At 43.4% G+C, this 20293-nt stretch carries 13 protein-coding genes; 10 read left to right on the plus strand and 3 right to left on the minus strand.

All coding sequences use genetic code 11. The features are described from left to right. Positions 1 to 28 precede the first annotated feature (28 nt). The 10 genes from Q1A18_RS06910 to Q1A18_RS06955 all read left to right on the plus strand — a co-directional run bounded on the left by Q1A18_RS06910 (position 29) and on the right by Q1A18_RS06955 (position 15603). Positions 29 to 874 (plus strand): hypothetical protein, encoded by an 846-nt coding sequence (locus Q1A18_RS06910; protein WP_299578205.1) that lies wholly within the window; start codon positions 29 to 31, stop codon positions 872 to 874. A 41-nt stretch (positions 875 to 915) separates the two neighbouring features. Then, the gene (rsmI, locus tag Q1A18_RS06915; protein ID WP_299578206.1) at positions 916 to 1608 is read left to right on the plus strand and encodes a 16S rRNA (cytidine(1402)-2'-O)-methyltransferase; all 693 of its coding nucleotides are present in this window, start codon (positions 916 to 918) and stop codon (positions 1606 to 1608) included. Positions 1609 to 1758: 150 nt separating this feature from the next. Further along, positions 1759 to 2511 carry a YjjG family noncanonical pyrimidine nucleotidase gene (locus tag Q1A18_RS06920; protein WP_299578207.1) on the plus strand — a complete coding sequence of 251 codons (753 nt, stop codon included), beginning with the start codon at positions 1759 to 1761 and terminating at the stop codon, positions 2509 to 2511. A gap of 1068 nt (positions 2512 to 3579) precedes the next feature. Beyond that, on the plus strand, positions 3580 to 6729 hold the full coding sequence (locus tag Q1A18_RS06925) for a SusC/RagA family TonB-linked outer membrane protein (RefSeq protein WP_299578208.1): 3150 nt from the start codon (positions 3580 to 3582) through the stop codon (positions 6727 to 6729). A gap of 10 nt (positions 6730 to 6739) precedes the next feature. Next, the gene (locus Q1A18_RS06930) at positions 6740 to 8194 is read left to right on the plus strand and encodes a SusD/RagB family nutrient-binding outer membrane lipoprotein (protein ID WP_299578209.1); all 1455 of its coding nucleotides are present in this window, start codon (positions 6740 to 6742) and stop codon (positions 8192 to 8194) included. Between the two features lie 19 nt (positions 8195 to 8213). Beyond that, a complete protein-coding gene (locus Q1A18_RS06935; protein ID WP_299578210.1) occupies positions 8214 to 8948 on the plus strand; it encodes a BT_2262 family domain-containing protein in 735 nt (244 codons plus the stop codon). Between the two features lie 18 nt (positions 8949 to 8966). Continuing rightward, positions 8967 to 9413, plus strand: a complete 447-nt coding sequence (locus Q1A18_RS06940) for a lipid-binding protein (protein ID WP_299578211.1) — start codon at positions 8967 to 8969, stop codon at positions 9411 to 9413. A gap of 612 nt (positions 9414 to 10025) precedes the next feature. Then, complete coding sequence (locus Q1A18_RS06945; RefSeq protein ID WP_299578212.1) at positions 10026 to 13193, plus strand: SusC/RagA family TonB-linked outer membrane protein; 3168 nt, start codon at positions 10026 to 10028, stop codon at positions 13191 to 13193. Between the two features lie 16 nt (positions 13194 to 13209). Further along, on the plus strand, positions 13210 to 14820 hold the full coding sequence (locus Q1A18_RS06950) for a RagB/SusD family nutrient uptake outer membrane protein (protein WP_299578213.1): 1611 nt from the start codon (positions 13210 to 13212) through the stop codon (positions 14818 to 14820). A 24-nt stretch (positions 14821 to 14844) separates the two neighbouring features. Beyond that, on the plus strand, positions 14845 to 15603 hold the full coding sequence (locus Q1A18_RS06955; protein ID WP_299578214.1) for a hypothetical protein: 759 nt from the start codon (positions 14845 to 14847) through the stop codon (positions 15601 to 15603). 768 nt (positions 15604 to 16371) lie between these two features. Here the strand turns inward: Q1A18_RS06955 and Q1A18_RS06960 are convergent. The 3 genes from Q1A18_RS06960 to Q1A18_RS06970 all read right to left on the minus strand — a co-directional run bounded on the left by Q1A18_RS06960 (position 16372) and on the right by Q1A18_RS06970 (position 20291). Continuing rightward, entirely contained in the window at positions 16372 to 17670 is a 1299-nt protein-coding gene (locus tag Q1A18_RS06960; protein WP_299578215.1) for a hypothetical protein, read from the minus strand. Beyond that, positions 17636 to 19183, minus strand: coding sequence for a replicative DNA helicase (gene dnaB / locus Q1A18_RS06965; protein WP_299578216.1), 1548 nt, complete (start codon positions 19181 to 19183; stop codon positions 17636 to 17638). The genes Q1A18_RS06960 and dnaB overlap by 35 nt, the downstream gene beginning before the upstream one ends. A 130-nt stretch (positions 19184 to 19313) precedes the next feature. Further along, positions 19314 to 20291 carry a D-alanine--D-alanine ligase gene (locus Q1A18_RS06970; RefSeq protein ID WP_299578217.1) on the minus strand — a complete coding sequence of 326 codons (978 nt, stop codon included), beginning with the start codon at positions 20289 to 20291 and terminating at the stop codon, positions 19314 to 19316. Between the last annotated feature and the right edge of the window lie 2 nt (positions 20292 to 20293).

Below are 20293 nucleotides of genomic sequence, written 5' to 3' on the forward strand. Positions count from 1 at the left end.
TGTCGGGTTAAATTGTTTTTGAATCATTATGGAAAAGCACAAATTGATACACCTCATTTTAAAAGATCTGGAAGAATTAAATGAAATTGCCGCCGAGCTAAAACAGTCTCAGGAGCTCTCGCGTTTTATGCTTGACATTGCCGTTAGCAAGTCGAAACTTGTGGCGCAGGAGTTTGAATTCTTAAAAGAACTCAGCCAGCAGAAAAGCACCAACGGAAGCGCTCTAAAAGAGCCCGTAACCCTGGCAAGTCCCATTGTTTCGGAACCGGCAATGGAAACAACAGAGGAGGAAATAACAGCAAAGGTAGAATCTCCCAAACAGGCAATTGAACAGCCGGAGCCTTCTTCGATTCAACCCGAGAAAAGCGAGGAGCCCACAACAACTGAACCTGAACCTCAGGTAGCCGAAGTTCCTGAGGAACCAATTTCAGCAGAAACTAACGAGGTAGAACCGGAAGCTGTTGTTAGCCCGAATATTCAAGAAGTGGAAGAAGTAAGTGAAAAACAAACCGTCATGGCTGAGAACTTACCAGAAGAAGAGGAAGAACCTGTGTTTTCCAAAACCCTTGGTGAAAATTTTGTTACGGGCAAGTCACTGAATGACCTGCTTCTGGAAGGCAAACCAGTAGACACCAAACTGTCCAGTTCACCCATCCAGAAGCTCGAAACAGCCATTGGCCTTAATGACCGCTTTCAATATACCCGGGAACTTTTCAACAACAATCCCGAACTTTTTTCACAAACCGTGAAGGAGATTGACCAGGCCCAAAACCTGGAGGAAGCCGTGGCCTATCTGAATTCCAACTTCAAATGGAAAAAGACCGACACCAGCGTTCAGTTTGCTCAACTGATTAAACGACGTTTCAACAACTAAACCGAAATTCAAACTGAGATACATTAATTACACAGCAAAAAATGGGAAAACTATATATTGTGCCAACTCCAATTGGCAATTTGGATGATATGACTTTGCGGGCCATCAAAGTTTTAAAGGAAGTGGACTTGATTTTGGCAGAAGACACACGCACCTCTTCCAAGCTGCTTCATCATTTTGAAATTCAGAAGAAGGTCTTTTCACACCATAAATTTAACGAACATAAAACCGTAGAGCACATTGCCCAGCGTATTGCCGGGGGCGAAACCATTGCCCTCATTTCGGATGCAGGCACGCCAGCGATAAGTGATCCCGGTTATTTATTGGTGAGAGCTTGCATTGACCATGAAATTGAGGTTGAATGCCTGCCCGGAGCCACTGCGCTAATTCCAGCCTTGGTCAACTCCGGACTCCCCAACGACCGTTTTTGCTTTGAAGGATTTTTACCACCCAAGAAAGGACGTCAGAAAAAGCTGATGCAACTGGCCGAAGAAGAACGCACCCTGATTTTTTACGAATCGCCTTACCGACTGGTGAAGAGCCTCGAGCAATTTGCTGAGTTTTTTGGTGCCGACCGCAGAGCATCCGTTTCACGCGAACTTTCCAAACTGCATGAAGAAAATGCACGAGGCACAGTCACCGAACTCGCCAACCATTTCAAATCAAAAACTGTTAAGGGGGAAATTGTAATTGTGGTAGAAGGCAAAAGCAAGCCAACAAAAGCCAATAATTGACCACTATCACAAGGAGGTTCAACATTCGGACATTCAACTTCCCGGGCTTTAAAGAACTTCGAACAACTTGATATTTCGAACCTGGAATTTGGAACTTGCAACTTGCAACAAAAGACTCAGTCAATAATAAAAAAAGAACAACGGAGCTGCATGAGACAATACGACCATCTCTATTTTGACCTCGACCATACCCTGTGGGATTTCGGCACCAATTCGAGACTCGCCATGCAAAAAACCGTTGCTGAAATGGGATTAGACAAGCTGATCCCTGACTTTGACCGCTTTTTTGCTTATTACGAAACCATAAACACCAAACTCTGGGCAGCATACCGCAAGCAGGAAATCCGAAAACAAGAATTGATTCGTAAACGATTTGAGGATACTTTGAATTATTTCAACATCACGACGGTTGACCCGCTGGCCATGAACGACCACTACCTGAAGCTGATGCCCGTCCAAAAACAGCTTTACCCCAATGTACTTGACGTATTGGACTACCTGAAGCAAAAAGGCTATCAAATGCATATCATCACCAATGGCTTCACCGAAGTTCAACATCGCAAAATTGAATCAAGTGGCTTAGCGCCTTATTTCAAACGCATTTTTATCTCAGAGGAAGTGCAAGCCCCAAAACCAGACAAACGGATTTTTCAACACGCCCTTTCATCCTGCAATGCCCGTAAAAAGAAGAGTTTAATGATTGGCGATTCATGGGAGGCAGACATCCTAGGAGCTAAAAACGCTGGTATCAATCAGGTCTTAGTCTTACACAATACACACCCCCAGACAACACCACCAGCAAAAGAATGGGGCGAGGAAAAAGAACACTACTTCCAAAATATATCTCCTTCAACAACGACTTACATTGTAAGCGGAATTGAAAAGCTAAGCAAACTGCTTTAAATTCAAAGCTGTCCTTTCCGCTATTCTAAAAACAAAAGCTTACCCAGCAGCAGGCACAACACGTTGTTTTTGCGCTTCTGTATCCAAACGGGCAGAACCACCAATGATGACTTTTGTCATCATTTTATACCAATTAACATTTTTGATTATTTATTCAACATTTCATCTGCCATTGCACCTGATCCAATACACTTCTTAGCAAAAACCATTGAATTAATTACGAAATGAAACTAATCTTTCTGTAAATTATTTCCCGCATAAAATAAATAACACAATCTTGAAACAAGAGTCTTCAAACCCGCATGCCATAAGGGGTTCAGCAAACAGCCACCGAGACACGGAACACCAAACACTTACAATCCACAAATGAGATATATCAACTTTTATGTATTTTTTTGATTAAAAACTTTCGCGGTATGAGGATTTTTATATTTTTGTATTTAGTTAAGGTTTTTTAACAATCTTAAAGCAATTGAAATTGAAGGTTTCAAACACTTTTTCTCGCTAAACAACAGGCCAATTTTATTTGGGGGAATAAACGACCTGTTTTACACTAAAGGGGATAAAATTTTACTATCCTGTTTTATTGATGCATGATAAATTAATGCTATTAAAAAACTAACATGACTAAATCCGCATTATTGCCAGCAATTTCTGCCTGCTCACTTTCCGAGCAACAAGCAATTAAAATGAACCGCAATATGCCTATGATATTAAAAAAACGGACCAGAGGCTTGCACTTCTTTCTCCTTCAATTTCAAAGAAAAGTTCTCAGTAACTGCACCTCTGGTCCTCTTTGCTCTCAACACACGACTACTCACTACCAAAACAACATACTCAACACGACAAACACAGCTAACATTGGTGCAAATTTTTTAACTAAATAACACAACACTAGACCGAAAAATAAAATGAAGTGAAAAGTAAAATAAAAGAATGCTCTTGTTCATGATTCATGGTTGGGGGACCGAAAAGTAATCAGAAACCAAAAGGAAGCAAGATCAGATTTTACTATCCCTTTATCATACGAGCAAAAAATTAATGCTGTTAAATTTTAAAATTATTTCTATGAAAAAAATCGCATTGTTACTTGTAATTTTTGCATTTGGTTTGCAGTCGATATACGCGCAAACCAAGGAAATTTCAGGTACAGTTACTTCCGCCGAAGACGGGAGTACTATCCCTGGCGTTTCCGTATCTGTGAAAGGTACTACACTTGGTACCATAACAGACCTTGACGGAAACTATGTCATTACCGCTCCTCAAGAGGCAAGAACATTGGTATTCTCCTTTGTTGGCATGCAAACCCAAGAGTTGGCGATCACCGGCAACAGAGTCGATGTTGAAATGGAATCCGACGTTGTTGGAATCAACGAAGTGGTTGTAACAGCCCTGGGTATTAAGAGGTCGCAAAAAGCAATCGGATATGCAGCAGCCTCCGTTGGCGCCGAAGAGCTAACAAAAACCAGAAACTCAGACATCATGTCAAGTGTTTCGGGAAAAGTTGCTGGGGTTCAGATCTCCACAAGCTCGTCCGACCCTGGTGCTTCAAACTCAGTAATCATCCGGGGGGTAACTTCCTTAGGCGGAAGCAACCAGCCCTTGTATGTTATTGATGGCGTTCCATTAACCAACAACGCCAGCAGCAGTGCAAGCCTGGACAATGGCTTTGACTTTGGTAATGCGGCCAACCTTGTCAATCCCGACGACGTTGATAATATTACCATCTTAAAGGGAGCATCCGCTACGGCACTGTATGGTAGCCGCGCCTCTAACGGAGTTGTATTAATCACCACCAAAGACGGATCAGGCAAAACCAGAATTGACTTCAACTCAAGTGTTGAATTCTCAGACATTCTTCGCCTGCCTGAATTCCAAAACGACTTTGGAATGGGATGGGACGCACACCACACATTAAACGAGAATGGTAGCTGGGGACCAGCCTTCGACGGAAGCCTACGCCTATGGGGTAATATCTACAACAACTCCCAGAAGCTCAAACCATTTCTTCCTCAAAAGGACAACGTAAAAGACTTCTTTGACTATGGAATGAAATACTCAAACTCAGTCTCTCTTTCAGGAGGAAGTGACAAAACAACTTACTATTCTTCATTATCGTACATCAAACAAGATGGACTTATCCCCACTGATATTGATTTATACAACAAGTACACATCCTCTTTCAGGGCAACACACGAAATTGGTAAATTGAAGGTATCAACCTCCATCAACTACTCTCAACAAGAGAACAAGTTCGCCCCAACAGGACAGGGACTGACCGTTATCAATGGACTCTACCAAACACCAAGAGACGTAAGCATTGTAAGTTTAGCTGACTATAAAACCGATCCTTTCGATAACATCGATTATTATTACACTCCCTACGGTATTGCGAATCCCTATTTCGTAATTGATAACATGGAAGCAGCCTACGAACAAAAAAAGTTCTTTGGAAAAATGCAATTTGACTATCAAATCACAGACGACTTGGGCGCGATGTATCGTATGGGTATTGATGCTTCTGATGATGTTCAAAAGATTGGAACACCTGAGGTTCAGGCCGCTCCAGGAACACCCAACGAAAATGCATCGACAAATCAAGAAGGCTCAGTTGAAAAAGCAACTATTCGCAGACATGAATACACCCACGATTTCTTGCTGAACTACAACAAAATGCTGGAAGACTTCACCATCAGCGCAGTAGGCGGTATTAACATCAACGAACGCAATGTAAGCTCACTAGAAGGAACAGTAACCGGCTTAGATATCCCTGGGTTTTATGATCTAAGCAACTCTTCCTCCACTCCCGTCGTAAATGAATTCTATTCAAAAAGACGCCTGGTTGGCTTATTGGCCAGCGCAGAAGTCGGGTACAAGGAAACATTATTCCTTACCCTGAATGCCCGGAACGACTGGTCATCAACACTCCCTAAAGACAACAACCAATTCTTCTACTATGGAGCCGCAGCGAGTTTCCTCTTCAGCGAATTACTACCTGAAAACATGAAAAAATCCGTTGACCTCGGAAAAATTCGCTTAGCCTATGGAACAACCGGTAATGATGCTGACGTATACTCCATCAACCCTGCTTTCATCAAGAGTGTAATATTCAACCCATTCCGAACACTGGATTTCCCTCTCAACGGACAAAATGCGTTTGAGGTGGGCAACACCTTAGGAAACCAATTACTACAACCTGAGATTTCTTCCGAATTTGAAATTGGAATGGAAGTTAAACTCTTCGGCAACCGACTGGGATTTGACATCGCCTATTACGACAAAACCTCCGACAATCAGATCTTTGGACTTGACCTGGCTCCATCAACCGGATACACCAACCAAACAACAAACCTTGGTGAAATCAACAACAAGGGTATCGAACTATTGGTGGAAGGTACACCTATCCGCACCAGAGACTTCAGCTGGAACATTCTATTTAACTATGCTAAAAACAAAAATAAACTGGTTAGCCTTCCCGAGGAACTAGGCGATAAAATTCCAATTGGAGGATTAAGCACAATCGGCTTTGTAGCTGTTGTAGGACAACCCATTGGGCTTTACGAAGGAACAGTTCCTCAAAGAACACCCGATGGCAGAATCGTTGTAAATCCAACCACAGGTAGACCACTTACGGCAACCGAGAAAGAAATCATCGGAAGCTCAGATTACGACTACACCATGGGGATTACCAACTCATTCAGCTACAAAGATTTCACCTTAAGTGCTGATTTAGACATTCGCCAAGGTGGAGTGATGTTCTCAAGAACAGCTGACATCAACTATTTCACGGGTAACATTGTTCAAACAACCTACAACTCGCGAAGAACTTTCATTATTCCAAATTCGGTCATTGAAAATCCAGATGGAGAAGGCTACATCACCAATACCACACCTATCTCCAAAGAAGACATGGATGACTATTTTGCAGATGGAGCTGACTTACTCGATGAAACATTCCTGATTTCGCGCTCATTTGTGAAACTGAGACGCGTAGCCTTAACGTATGATCTACCAAGAAAATACACAGAAAAAACACCATTTACCGGGATTTCACTAACAGCATATGGAAACAACCTGGCACTGTGGACCCCGGCTGAAAACAACCTGATCGATCCAGAAGTATCGACTTTCGGAAATGATCTTGAAGGTAAATTTGGTGAATTTACAGCAAACCCATCAACACGGAGCTGGGGCTTTAATCTTAAGTTGAACTTCTAAAAAAAAGAACATGAAAAAAATATTGTTAATACTTACTCTTATAAGTACAATGTTGGTTTCCTGCGAGAGCTGGTTGGATGTTAATGACGACCCCAACGTACCCACTGCAGTAACCACAGAACTGGTTTTACCTGCTGCCCAGGCATCCATTGCTGTTCAAGTTGGAGGTCTGCTTTTCAATACGGGTGGTTTTTACGCGCAATATTGGTCACAAGCTCCTGAAGCAAACCAATACAACAACTTAGACAAGTTCGATGTAAAAACCGACTTTATGGATAACGTCTATACGGAGCTATACGCCGGAGCACTTAACGACCTAAAGTATATTTTAACTGCCGCTGAAGAAGAAGAAGATTGGGGAAATTATTTGGCTGCAACAGTTCTGCGTGCCTACACTTACCAACTTCTGGTTGATTTATTCGACAAGGTTCCTTACACTGAAGCCCTACAAGGGACAGAAGTACTCAACCCAGTCTTTGACGACGGAAAAGTCGTATATGATGGCATCACAAGTGAAATCAATGATGCCCTCAGCAAGGTAACAGGCACTGAAATGGTAGCCACCACCGACATGCTTTTAGGAGCAGACATTGATGAATGGATCGGTTTTGCCAATGCCCTGAAATTAAAAATCTTCATGCGTCAAAGCGAAACTTCCGAAAACCATCAGGCAGAAGTAAAAGCTTTGATTGCCGAGAATAATTTCATGACAATGGACGTCATGTTTGCGTCATTCGCTGACGAACAAAACAAACGCAACCCTTGGTACGACACCGATGTTGATCGCTTGGGAGGAATCAACCATGTAGCAACAAGAAACATCATCAGTTTCCTTGCTACAAACGCAGACCCTAGGATAGATATCATGTGGAAGAAAGCAACCAAGAATGACGAATTCAACGGTAACTTCCCTGCTGGAAAAACGATTCCCGGAATTAAAAACGAAGACTTTAGCTTCCCGAACGTAAGTCCAACACAACCAATTTATCTTTACACAATGAGCGAGCTATACCTGTTTATTGCGGAAGCAGAACTTCGCTACAACAATGATGCAACTGCCGCTAAAGTAGCCTACGAAGCCGCCATTGACGCCAACTTGGCACTTCACGGAATCAGCACTCCAGGAGCCGACCTCTACGGAACGGGCAAACCCTATGAGTTTGACGGAACACACAAGCAAATTATGATGCAGAAGTGGGCATCCCTGGCCTTAGTTAATAATATTGAAGCTTGGTTCGAAACGAAGCGAACGGAATACCCGGTTATATCAGGAGCAACGGCAAGCCAAATCATGGATAATCCTACTTTATACACACCCGGAGATCGTATTCGCCCTTATGAGAACAATCTTGGAGATGGCAAATGGCTAAATCGCTTCTATTATCCTGATGCTGCTGTGTCTACCAATGAAAACACACCTAGTCAGCCAAACCTGACGGACAAAGTTTGGTGGGATCAAAATTAAATTTTAAAACGAAAGAAATATGAAAAAAATAATAGCGAGCCTTTTCGTATTGAGTATCCTGTTTATTGGATGTGAAAAGGATATTACGACAGAAGACATATCCACCATTACAAACTATGTTACTTTCTCATTTGACGATACAAGTGAAAAAGATCAGCTTGGAAATAATAAATTGATAATTGAGAAAGGTACTCCGTATGACGTTGCAGAACACTTCTCTGCAACGGAGGGCTCTGAAGACGTGACTGATAGAGCTGAAATAGATGGAACAATAGATGTTAATACACCGGGATACTACCCGATTCACTATTCTGCAGTTAATGCAGACGGCTATTCTGCCGGAGTAACAAAAGGCATCTTTGTTTCTGATCCTGACTTTACAACTGATATCTCAGGCAGTTACACTGCAACTGTCTACAGAACACCAACAGGAGAGACATTCACTGAAGGATTTCCTGTTAACATTACCCTAATTACCAATGGAAATTTCTACATTAACAGACTACTAGGTAGTTATTACTATGATGGATTTGGGTATAGTTCTTCTGGCAGTTATTTTGTCCATGGATTTGTTGCTCTACATCCTGACAATACGTTAACCCACGGAGCAAGCTTCTCTCCCGCATGGCAAGATACGCTGGAAGGAGAAGGTATCGTTGATGGCAGTTATGACCCAGACTCTGGTGTAATTACATACGGTGCACTCTATGCAGGAGGACGTACCTTCCATGTTACATTAACCCCAAATTTCTAACATAAAAATTGATAGAATATGAAAGCAATCACTAAATATTTTTTCTTCCTTCTTGCATTTGTCGCATTTTCGGCATGCCAGGAAGACCTTAAAATTGAAGATGCAGGGTCCTTACAACTGTCAGGCGACTGGACTGTCATAGAATACAGCCTGGATGCCGATCCGCTTTATGGCCCATACGAATTGCAGCTTTACAACACGGCCACGGGTACCGATTCCATTTGGATTGAAAACATCTACGACAGCGGATATAAGGTAAAAAGTGCTAAACTCTCCGAAACAACCTTTGCAGTCACTGGAGCAACTGATGTTAATGGCGAAGCTGATGGACTAATTGATATCATTGATGGCAAAGTTATCAACAATGACAGTATCGTCTTTCGTGTAGTTCTGTATGATGAAGATGGTGAAGTAGTTGACGATTACCTGGAATCAGGACACCGCTATACAGGCTGGCAAGATTAATCTCTAAATCCAGAAAAACCGCAGTGTGCTTTTTAAAAGCTAAAAAAGCTTACATGAAACAAATATTCCCTGAGCAAGAAATGCTCAGGGATTTTTGTTTAGTAAAATGAGAGGTAACAAACTCAGCGTCCAATAATAGCCCCGAACATATCATCTCCTCTCCTTCAACAACCTTCAATAATCAACATCCGTTGAGCACCTTACTAATAATTACGCCATACAAAACCGCCACTCTACCCCTACACTACTCATTGTCAGTAAACAATATTCTTTTCATCCGTATTTTGGCAACAAAAAACACCCCTCCTCCAAAACCCCAGTAAAAACGACCCATGTAAGCTTTAGGTTACTTATTTCTTAACAGATGTTATCAACACTAGCAAGATTCAGTTTAATTATTATTTTTGCTCAATTAAGACTTTTTAACATCTGGTTAGAAAGCATAAATTGAAATTGAAGGGTCAATTTAAGTCATTTCGGTTCGTGCTTTTATGATTTGGGGATCATAAAACAAGCTTAACGTTAAAGGACAGTCTCGTCTTGTGGCTACGCTTTTGCCTTGATTGTTGAATAGTTATAAAATTAATGCTGTTAAATTTTAAAATTATTTCTATGAGAAAAATCGCATTGTTACTTGCAATTTTTGCTTTTGGTTTGCAGTCATTGTATGCGCAAACCAAGGAAATTACAGGTACTGTCACTTCCGCCGATGACGGAAGTACGATCCCTGGTGTCTCTGTTTCCGTAAAGGGCACCACACTGGGAACTATTACAGATTTAGATGGAGCTTATGTTATTAACGTTCCTCAAGACGCCGCATCCTTGGTGTTTTCATTTGTTGGTATGCAGTCACAAGAATTAGCCATTAGCGGCTCGGTGGTGAATGCAACACTAGCACAAGATTTCGTAGGTGTTGAAGAAGTTATGGTTGTTGCCTACGGTACATCAACCAAAGGATCATTTACCGGTTCGGCTGCAGTTATGGGAACCGAAAAACTGGAAAAACGCCAAGTATCCAACGTATCCAACGCATTAGCTGGAGCCGTTGCCGGTGTTCAGGTATTGACAGACAACGGACAACCCGGATCTTCAGCAACAGTGCGCGTTCGTGGTGTTGGATCAATCAACGCAGAATCAGACCCCTTGTATGTTGTGGATGGTATTCCATTTGACGGAGACTTAGCCTCAATCAATACTTCCGACATTGAGTCGATGACCGTATTGAAAGATGCTGCTTCTACAGCCCTTTATGGTGCACGTGGAGCCAACGGGATCATCATGATTACCACTAAAAAAGGAACATCCGGAGAAGCTAAAATCAACTTCGACATGAAAGTTGGTGTAAACGACCGTGCCGTTGAAAACTATGATGTTTTCACCAGCCACCAAAAATATACGGAAACAGCCTATAATGCTATCTATAATGCTGGTATTTATAACCTGAAATACAGTCCAGCTAAGGCTAACGCGTATGCCAATGCAATGTTGACCACTGATTCAGAAGGTGGTTATGGATACAATATTTACACAGTTCCACAAGGTGAACTTCTAGTTGGATTTAATGGAAAACTAAACCCCAACGCTGCTTTAGGCTATAGCGACGGAACCTATTATTATACGCCAGATAACTGGGCCGACGAAACATTCTCGAACAACCCAAGACAAGATTACAACCTGTCGATCTCTGGTGGTAACGACAAACAAAACTACTTCATTTCATTTGGTTACATGGATGACCAGGGAGTGATTTCAGGTTCTGGCTTTAACCGTATCTCCGGACGTTTCAACGGAGACCATAAAGTAAAAGAATGGTTGAAAGTGGGCGCCAATGTGAGCTACAGCCAAATCAACAGCGATTATCCTGGCGAGCAGGTAACAACAAACTCCAGCGGGAACGCTTTCTTTATCGCCAACTACATTGCTCCGGTTTATCCAATCTATGTGCGCGATGCCAACTCGAAAGACATCTTGCTTAACAATGGTCGTAAAGTCTATGACTATGGAGATGGAAATAGCACGAACTTCTCCCGTTCGTTTATGCAAATCGCCAACCCCGCCGGTGACTTGACTTACAACAAAACAGAATACTTAACGGATGTTATTAACAGCTCTTGGTATGCTGAACTGACTCCACTGGAAGGATTGAAGTTGACTGCCAAGTATGGTTTCAACATCGATAATACGCGTTACAACGACTTAGGAAATGCCTACATGGGACAAAGTGCAAATTACGGCGGAACGGCTTACCAGGAACAAACCCGTACACAGGGCTTCAACCAGCAATACATTGCTTACTACCGTTTTGCCGTAGCTGATGTACACCAGTTTGACATCACGGCTGGTTACGACGGTTATACGTATTCTGACGAGTTTGTTTTCGCTTCGGGAGACGAACTATATAATCCGGAAAACTATTATGTAGGTAATGCCATTGACAACCTCCGTGGTGGTGGTGGTAAAGATGTTTACACCACCAAAGGTATTTTGGCCCGTGTAAACTACTCGTATCAGGACACCTACTTTGCAAACATTGCATACCGTCGTGATGCGTCATCTCGTTTTAGCCCGGACAACCGTTGGGGTGACTTCTACTCGGCCAGTGCTGCGTGGATGATGAGCAACGAAGACTTCCTGGCTGGTGTGCATTGGATTGACATGTTGAAGTTGAAAGCCTCTTACGGGGAGCAAGGAAACGACAACATCGGAAACTATTATGCCTGGTTAGACCAGTTCAAAGTAACCGGATCAGATGGTGTATTTTCGGATGGAACCTTGGCTTACAAAGGAAATCCGGACATTACCTGGGAAACTTCTACTTCATATAACTTGGGAGCAGATTTTGGCCTGTTCTCCAATACCGTGTCAGGATCAATTGAGTATTTTGGCCGTAAATCAGCCGACATGCTTTACTACAAGCCTGTTGCCGGAAGTTTGGGCTACACCTCAATCCCGATGAACGTAGGTTCAATGACCAACTCAGGAATTGAAGTTGACTTGGCTTGGAGCATTTTGAAAACAAACAATATCAACTGGAGCCTGAATACAAACGCCACCTTTATCAAGAATAAGATTAATGAGCTGCATTCTGATTTGAATGGTGAGTTGATTGATGGTGCAAGGATTTATGAAGAAGGCGAATCGATGTACCGGATGTACTTAGTTGACTATGCTGGCGTAGATGCCGAAACCGGAATGGCACAATACTGGGCTGAAGATGCTGAAGGCAACCCAATTAAAACCAGTGACTACACCGTTGCTCAAGACTATAAAGTAGCGACAGATAATTTGCTACCTGCTGTATACGGTGGATTTGGAACAACTGTTGATGCCTATGGCTTTGATGCTTCTATTCAATTCTCTTACCAATTGGGAGGTGAAATTTACGATTCAGGTTACGCACGCCTAATGCACAGTGGTAAGTCAAGTTCTGCCGGAACCAACTGGCACAAAGACATCCAAAACGCCTGGACACCAACCAACACCAATACGGATGTTCCGCGCTTAAACGCAAACGACCGGTATGCCAGCTCTCAGTCTACCCGCTTCCTGACAAGCTCTGACTACCTGAGCTTGAACAACATTACAGTAGGTTACACTTTGCCTTCAAACATGGCACAATCAGTAAGTTTTGATAAAATCCGCGTTTATTTTGCTGCGGATAACATCGCTTTACTGTCAAGTCGTAAAGGCTTGGATCCACGTCAAAGTTATACCACAGCAACAACGGCGCGCTACACACCAATTCGCACCATTTCTGGAGGTATCAATTTAACATTCTAATAAAAAATTGACAATTATGACTTTTAATAAAACATATTTCCTTGCGTTAATCGCATCCTTTTCCTTCGCCCTTACTGGGTGCGAAGACCTGGACATGCTGCCCGAAGGAGACGAAATAACGTCTTCCCAAAAAGAAGAGGTGGTGGAAAACGACCCGTCGAAAGCAGAAGCCGGAGTAAACTCTATTTTTGCTCAATTTTCGCAATTTGCCCCCAATGAAGATGCTTTGGGGTCTGAACGTCACAATGACTTTGGCTACCCGGCCATCATGATGTTTACCGATGCCAACGGCTACGATGTAGTATCGGAAGACAACGGTTACAACTGGTCAGGCAACAGCCTGGACTACTCTGACCGGGAGAAAGCATCCCGCGAAGGCCAAATCACCTGGAACAACATGTACGCCATCATCAACATGGCGAACAATGTAGTTGGATCTATCGACGAAGAAGTGGAAGACCCAACTTCTCAATTCTATTTAGGACAAGGATTGGCCACACGTGCCTTTAGCTACTGGGTATTGGCTCAGTTGTACCAATTCAACTATGTGGGGAATGAAGCGGCTCCTTGTGTACCAATCATTACGAATGAAAATGCGGGTGTAGCTGCTTTGGAAGGTGCAGCACGCTCAAGTGTAAAAGAAGTGTATGACTTAATTACTTCTGATATTGACAAAGCCATTACTTTCCTGAGCTCGGCAAAGGAACAAGGCATCAACCGCAAAGACAAACGTTACATTGACTTAGCCGTAGCCTACGGTCTTCGCGCCCGGATTAACCTGACTATGCAGAACTGGGCTGAAGCTGCTGCAGATGCCAGCAAAGCTATTGAACTTTCAAATGCCACACCTAGTGGTCTTGATGCAGCCAATAAACCAGCTTTCTGGACAGTAGACGAAGACAATTGGATGTGGGGAATTATTATTGCTGAAACCGACCGTGTAGTAACTTCTGGTATTGTGAACTGGATCTCACACATTGGTTCTCTAAACTGGGGATATGCCAATTATTCCGGAGGAAAGCAGATTAATAAACTTCTTTTCGAATCAATCCCGGCAACAGATGTTCGCAAAGGATGGTGGATCGATGAGACTCTGAGCTCTCCTAACTTGAATGAAGAGCAAGCTGAAGCAATGATTAGCATTGGCTATGTTCCTTACACGCAAGTAAAATTTGCTCCTTACCAAAACGTGGTTGAAACATCAACCAATGCCAACGACGTTCCTTTGATGCGCATCGAAGAGATGTACCTGATTAAAGCCGAAGCGGAAGCCATGAGCGGAGCAAATGGAAAAACAACCCTGGAAAACTTTATCCAGACTTACCGCAATCCGGACTATGTTTGCGCAGCCACATCTCCTGAAGATATTCAGGAAGAAGTATTCAACCAACGTCGGATTGAATTGTGGGGCGAAGGCTTAAACTGGTTCGATATTATGCGTTTGAACAAAGGTGTTGACCGTCGCGGTGCAGGCTACCCGAATGCCACGATGGTATTCAACATTCCGGCCAAAGACGCTAACCTGCTATGGCCAATTCCTGAAGCTGAAATTCAAGCAAACCCGGCTTTAACCAACGCGGATAATAACCCAGCGGGTACAACTCCGGAGCCAGTAGCAGATCTTTAATGTCTCACCCAATTATTGAAAATTATGAAAATAAACAAATTATATTTCGCATTCTTCGTATTACTAGCAACTACCATGGTAGCCTGTAGCGAATATGAAGATACCGTTGAGCCAAGCCCAGTGGTGCCAGCAGATAACCCTGCCGTTCGCTTTTACTCGAATAACGCCACATTGTTTGAATTTGAATCAACAGATGTCCTGTCGTTTGACCTAACTGTGGTTAGAGACAACAAAGAGGAAGCAGTTGAAGTGCCAATTACAGAAGTGGCTGATACCGCAAACATTTTCAATGTACCTGAGACCTTAACTTTTCCAGCTGGAGTAGATACTCTTAGTCTAACCATTACACTGGATGACAATGCTCCACTAGGAAAAAATTGTGGTTTGGAAATTCAACTTGACGAGCAATATGCAAATCCTTATAAAGTAGAATATCCCTACTTCAAACTTGAAACCTTTATTCAACCACCATGTTCAGAGAATGAAGTAATTCTGAATATTACTTTTGATGGCTATGCCAGCGAATGTACATGGGAAATTCTGGATGCTGACGACGAAGTTATAACATCAGGAGGCCCTTGGGCCGATGGTACTGTTTCAGCAACCAGCAAGCATTGCTTGGAAGATGGTACTTATACATTCAAAATTTACGATGAATACGGCGATGGACTAACTTACCCGGAAACGGGAGCTGCCTCTCTTGTTTTTGATGGTAACGAGATTGTACACATCGATGGTGATTTTGGAGATACAGGATCTGCAAGCTTCACATTAGGAAATTAATCCTACAAAATAATTCACTTAAAGGGCTGTCCAACTATTGGGCAGCCCTTTTTGTTTTTCGCTCTAACGCGCGACATGCTTGATACCATCTCCACTACTACATTGTTTATTCCTTGATATCTAAAGGTATTTTCTCTGTATTTAAACACAGAAGATACGCAGAACTAACACAGAAAATACATTGAAGATATGACCTTGCTCCGAACACAAGACCTCGCCGGGTACATGGTAAAATCGGTCAGACACGAATTCAGGGACACACAAAAGCATGAATTCTCGGAAAGGAAAACCGATATATGATAACAATCTTCTTAACCACAAAGAAAGCGCAAAGGAAAGAACACACGAGATCACGAAGGCAAGAACTCACGCACAATCCGAAAAGCTGACTATCTGAAAATCAATTTTTAACTGCAAAGAATCCAGTAAACAGGCAGAAGGAGAACCTACTGACGTCAAATGGAAATAGTGGGAATCAAGCATCTAACCAATGTCCATCATTGACAAATAATGACTATAATGACCAATTTTAACCACAGAGGAAAACAGCGTTTTTTTCACCGACTTACACGGAGAAAGGCGCAGCTGTTGGGCACAAACTGAAAACCGATAACCGATCCTGAAACAAGTTCAGGAAGACGCTCAAATCATCGTACACACGAAGTTTGAAAACTGTCAACTGAAAACCGATAACTGAAAACAGTCTTCTTAACCGCGAAGAAATAACACATGAACTTAAGTACTCAGGAACTTATGAACTTTCCTCTTTTAAGTCTTCTGCTTTTTCTTTTTAGCGGCAGGGAAAAGAATGTTATTCAAAATCAGGCGGTAGCCCGGAGAGTTGGGGTGTAGGTTTAAATCGGTTGGTGGATCGCCCACCAGGTGACGGTAGTCTTCCGGATCGTGCCCGCCATAAAAGGTCCAGAAGCCCTGCCCTACTTCGCCATGAATATAACGGGCCTCACCGGCTGCCTTATTTTCGCCCATTACCAGCACATCCGGTTTCACCAGCTGATGCTTAAAAGCAGTGGTTTGCCCCATAAACCCCTTAATGATCCGTTCGTGGTTTTGGGTAAGCATGGTGGGTATAGGGTCCCATTTGGCTGAAAATTCAAACAAGGTAAAGTAGTCTTGTGCCGGCGTCACTTTTCGGCTCGTAGAAACATCAATATCCGAAAACTCATACTGAAAGGGATCTTTCACCACGGTAAAATCACGAAAGGCCAGTGTGCGGTTATAATTGAGCTTATCGTTCAGATGCGGGTCGGCCGGGTCGCCGTCAAACATCGACTCACAAATGTCCACTCCATCTGCCGCACGGGCAATATCGTAGGTGTCGGTAGCCGCACACATGGCAAATAGAAAGCCGCCGCGAGCAATGTAAGCCTGAATTTCGTTGGTTACAGCCTGTTTCATCTCCGAAACTTTGGCAAAGCCCAGTTTATTGGCCAGTTCCTGATTGGTCTTCACTTCCTCCTGGTACCAGGGCATATGCTGGTACGAGCGGAAAAACTTTCCAAACTGCCCGGTAAAATCTTCATGATGCAAGTGCAACCAATCATAGTCCGGCAACTGATTCGTCAGGATTTCTTCGTCATAAATCACCTCGTATGGAATTTCGGCATAGGATAAAACCAAGGTCACGGCATCATCCCAAGGCTGTTTGTTAGGTGGAGAATATACCGCAATTTTGGGTGCTTTTTGCATGCTTATGGCATCCTGGTTTACCTCAGCCCGACCTATCTCGGCCAACAATTGATTGACCTGTGCATCTGCCAGCTTTTCAACGCGAACACCGCGAACCAAACATTCGCTTTCAATTTCCTGGTAATAGGGTATTAAAAAACTGCCGCCGCGGTAGTTGAGTAACCATTTTACTTCAATGGCCTGCTCCAGCGTCCAGTAGGCAATTCCGTAAGCTTTTAAGTGATTTTGCTGTTGCTGATCCATGGGAACCAACAAATAAACAGCCCAGCTGCTCTGGGCGAAGAACAACGAAAGAAAAAGGACCAGCAAGCCCTTCTTCAGGCGTTTAAAAAGGAATATCGTCTGCTTTAGGCATTCCATATGAATCGCTATTTTCGGACTCAAAACCACTGTTGACCGGCATTTCCATGCCTCCCGTGTCATCATTCATTTTTGACCCAAAGGTTTGTCCAAAGTTTCCATCGCCAATTTCCTCCGGAATAACCGTTTCCAAATCGGCAAACTTCACGTTTTGTTTCTTAAAGGCCAGCTGCACATCGCCCACCGAACCGTTACGGTGTTTGGCAATAATAATCTCGGCCACACCAATCAGCGAATTCCCGTTTTCATCCTCTGTAATTCCGTAGTATTCCGGACGGTGAATAAACAACACCAAGTCGGCATCCTGCTCAATCGCACCGGATTCCCTCAAGTCGGAAAGCTGTGGCCGTTTCCCTTCGCGCGATTCCACCGAACGGTTTAGCTGCGAAAGTGCCAAAATCGGGATATCCAGCTCCTTGGCAATGGCTTTCAGCGAGCGGGAAATCATACTCACCTCCTGCTCACGGCTTCCGCGTCCGGCATCACCTGCCGTCATCAGCTGCAAGTAGTCAACAATCACCGCACCAATATTGTGTTGCATTTTCAAGCGCCGGCACTTGGCCCGGAATTCAAAAATGGACAAGGCAGGCGTATCGTCGATAAACAGCGGGGCATCTTCCAGCACGTTCAGCTTCCGGTTAAAGTGTTCCCACTCCCAATCGACAAGGCTACCATTCTTAATTTTTTCGGATCCCAGCTCCGTTTCGGCCGCAATCAAACGGTTAACCAACTGCACCGAGGACATCTCCAGCGAGAAAACCGCTACCGGAGCCCGATGCTCAACAGCCATGTTCCGAGCCATGGAAAGTACGAAAGCCGTCTTACCCATCGCCGGACGTGCGGCGATAATCACCAAGTCGGTTTTCTGCCATCCTGAAGTCATTCGGTCCAAAGCAGTAAATCCGCTGGGCACCCCGCTCAAGCCATCTTCGCGCTTCGATGCTTCTTCAATCAAGCGCGCAGCTTCTTTCAGAATGGGTTTAATTGGCAGGGTTTCTTTTTTGATGTTTCCTTCCGCAACTTTAAAAAGAGCCGTTTCCGAAAAGTCAATCAAATCATCCACATCCATATTGTCATCATAGGCACTGGTTTGAATCTCCGATGACACCCGGATCAATTCGCGTTGAATGTATTTCTGGGCAATAATGCGGGCATGGAATTCGATGTGAGCCGCCGACGCCACACGACTGGTTAATTGGGTAATGTACAGCGGACCACCAACAGCATCCAGCTGCGCCATGTCGCGCAATTGCTGAGTTACCATCAACAAGTCAACCGGCTTTTCGTGGGTGGACAAATACTTGATGGCATCAAAAATCTTTTTGTGTTCTTCCTTGTAAAAACTAGGCGTGTCAATCACATCAGCCACCGTAACATAAGCATCCCGCTCCAACATTAAGGCACCCAAAACGGCTTCTTCAACATCAATTGCCTGGGGGGGCAACTTGCCATATTGCGCGTTGAGCTGTTCTAGGGAGGAAACTTTTTGATTGCTTTTTTTATCTGTGGCCATATCTGCAAATACTATACGTGTTGATTTTCAATTTCTTTCGAAAAGCTAATTGGTTCGAGAAACGAACTTTAAAGGTAAAAAAAAAGGAGACCTTTTATAATCTCCCTCAGGAATTTATAAGGACTAGTTTTCAACAAACCTGGTCTTTTATAATCTTGCTTATGATGTCTTTCAGTTGCATTCCCATGGCTTCAATCTGCTGAGGAATAAAACTTGTTGCGGTCATTCCCGGTGTGGTATTTACTTCCAGGAAATAAAAAACACCATCCTTCAGGATATAATCGATCCGGACAATTCCCTTGCAATTGCAAAGGTCGTAAATACGCGATGAAAGCTGCTGACAGGTTTCAGTCAGCGATTCGGAAATACGAGCAGGTGTAATTTCAAGCGTTGCGCCTTTGGTGTATTTCGCCTCAAAATCGAAGAACTCATTCTTGGGGATCACTTCGGTTACCGGAAACAAAAACGACTCATTCTTCAGCTTCACAAGTCCACTGGTAATTTCAAGTCCTTCAATAAACTCTTCAACCAAGGCTTCGTTGCTTTCTTTCCAAGCGGCTTCAATAGCTACTTTCAGGTCAGACTTCGTCTTCACCTTGGTTATTCCAAAACTGGAACCACCGGCATTGGGTTTTACAAAAACAGGCAAACCCAGCTCTTCAACCAAGACATCCTCGTCAATCACATCCCCTTTGGTTAGGCGAACGGATTTGGCCATAGCCAGATCGAAATTGCGTAAATAGTTGCTGCAGTAATACTTATTGAAGGTAAGCGCTGATGATTGCACGCCGCAAGTGGAATAGGGAATTTTCAACAAATCGAAGTAGCCCTGCAAAATACCATCCTCACCCGGTGTGCCATGAATGGTGATGTAAGCATAATCGAACCGGATGTGCTCATTTTGGTAGTGAACTGAAAAATCCTGCTTGTTGATGTCCGCCACCGGCTCCCCATCAACCACCAATTTCCAGTCGGCTCCTTTCATTTCCACAGCCCAAGGCTGAAACAATTCCGGATCAATCGACTGAAAGACATTTTTGCTGCTATTCACCGATACCACATATTCGGAGGAATCGCCTCCGTACACCACTGCAATATTCTTTTTCATCC

The organism is uncultured Sunxiuqinia sp., assembly GCF_947495665.1.
Lineage (GTDB): Bacteria > Bacteroidota > Bacteroidia > Bacteroidales > Prolixibacteraceae > Sunxiuqinia > Sunxiuqinia rutila.